Origin of the sequence: Vibrio makurazakiensis, from assembly GCF_050337375.1 — a bacterium.
Lineage (GTDB): Bacteria > Pseudomonadota > Gammaproteobacteria > Enterobacterales > Vibrionaceae > Vibrio > Vibrio makurazakiensis.
Genome location: NZ_JAKJSW010000410.1, coordinates 1 through 1,800, shown reverse-complemented (window position 1 = coordinate 1,800; position 1,800 = coordinate 1). Strand labels below are relative to the sequence as shown.

Below are 1,800 nucleotides of genomic sequence, written 5' to 3'. Positions count from 1 at the left end.
GTAGCCGATGGCGCAAAATGATAAGTTCTCTGCTAGGTACTCCCATAATATAGATTTGTACCTACAGAGAGAGACAGACCCTTTATGAAATCGATTAAACGCATTGTGAATACTCTTGTTCTAACTACGTCATTACTTACATTTGGCGCGTTTGCTCAACAGGTTGAGTTACAAGTTTYTGGTCAAGTTGAACACACAACATTAGAAGGAAATTCACAAGCTTTCCCAAGTCGAATTGATACAGGTGCAACGACGTCTTCAATTAATGCGCAAGACATTCAATTTTTCAGTAGAAACGACAAAGACTACGTAACATTTAATTTTCCCACAGAAAGTGGTGACGTAATTAGAATGGAGAAGGAAATCGTTCGATGGGCAAGTATTCGACAAGCTCATTCATCAGAAGGTAAAGAGCGTCCGGTGGTCGAGTTAGACGTCAGTATAAATGGAGAGCCGATTATTGCTGAGTTTTCGCTTAAAGACCGAAGTCACATGACCTACCCTGTTCTTATCGGACGCAATATATTAGCAGGACGAGCAGTTGTCGATGTATCAGTAAATGCACCTCGTACGAATAGCTAAAATTGAGTAAAAATATTTTAAAAAATAGCCTATTACCTCGTAAATATAAGTTGGTCGTAATGTAACTAACATGTCGACCAACCCTCTCATTTAGGTATCTAGTTTATGAATCAAACATTAAGATGATTCGCTGATCTGAACCACTTTTAGTTGATCGATCAAAGCTGAAAATATGGCTTCATCTGTTGTATTTGCAACGTCTATAATTCCCAAATCATTCCAGCCAAGGTTATTGATATTGACCTCAGTCACACCGCTATTTTGATCAGTGATGACTAGGTTCGTGTTTGTTTGATCTGCTGGGTCGTTTATATCGTCTGTGACTTCAACTTCAATGTTCGCCAGCAAATCTTGCATGCTAGGTGAATCAGGAAGTAGGTCACTAATATCAACAAGATCATTCGCCAGATCAAAGTCGGTAATAGTTTTGGTGGTCGGGTCAGCTGACGTGCCAGAATGCTCTTCCAGCATATAGAATATGTCTTCACCTTCTCCCCCTTTCAAAATCTCATCATTCAATGTGCCTGATAGAATATCGTTCCCTTCATGGCCCATCGTGTCTGAAACAACGATTTTTTGTTCACTAACAAGGTGGCTCACTAACTCGCTACTTGTCATACCTTCGGTCAATACTCCTGCGAAGCCATCCAAATCGACACCCTGTAAAATAATCGTCTGAACCAATTCATCACTACTATTCAATAGCTCGATATGCGCTTCACCGTTGACATCACTGATATTGATTTGCTGTGCGACATCAGTGGCATTCCAAACATCAGTTACATTGAAAAAGCCTTGTAAATCGAGCGAGTCTGCCGTGACATCAAAATCTTTGATGTAGTCAATTCCTGATTCAAGTGCTGTGCCAACTGTAGTTTCCGTCCAAACAAACGTGTCTCTTTGCCCGGCATCAGATAAGTCTGTAGGCCCACCCCATAGCCATTCGTCTTCCGTTGTGGCTGCCAATAAGTCATATCCTTCAGCACCTTGCTGAACCTGATTAGCAATAACCGAAACACTGATGGTTTGCTGAGTCGTATTTACGCCGTCAGACACTTCGACAATAAATGCATCAATTTCGGTCGTATTGGCAGGTAATGCATTCGTTGCCCCGGCAATTAAGCTATAAACCCACCCGCCAGTTGCCGCGTTAAAATTCAGATTGCCATATTGCCCTGAAGGACTACTTGTTAATTGCCACGTCAGATTCTCACTGTC

2 protein-coding genes are annotated in these 1,800 nt (G+C 41.6%); one reads left to right on the top strand and one right to left on the bottom strand.

Annotated elements, in window-relative coordinates:
* Nucleotides 1-84: 84 nt before the first annotated feature.
* Nucleotides 85-582: an ATP-dependent zinc protease family protein gene (locus L4C33_RS22005; protein WP_428814514.1), complete on the top strand. Its 498-nt coding sequence runs from the start codon at nucleotides 85-87 to the stop codon at nucleotides 580-582.
* A gap of 117 nt (nucleotides 583-699) precedes the next feature.
* On the opposite strand, the gene L4C33_RS22000 is transcribed toward L4C33_RS22005, so the two are convergent.
* The coding region (locus L4C33_RS22000) for a VCBS domain-containing protein (RefSeq protein WP_428814513.1) at nucleotides 700-1,800 on the bottom strand (1,101 nt) is incomplete at its 5' end.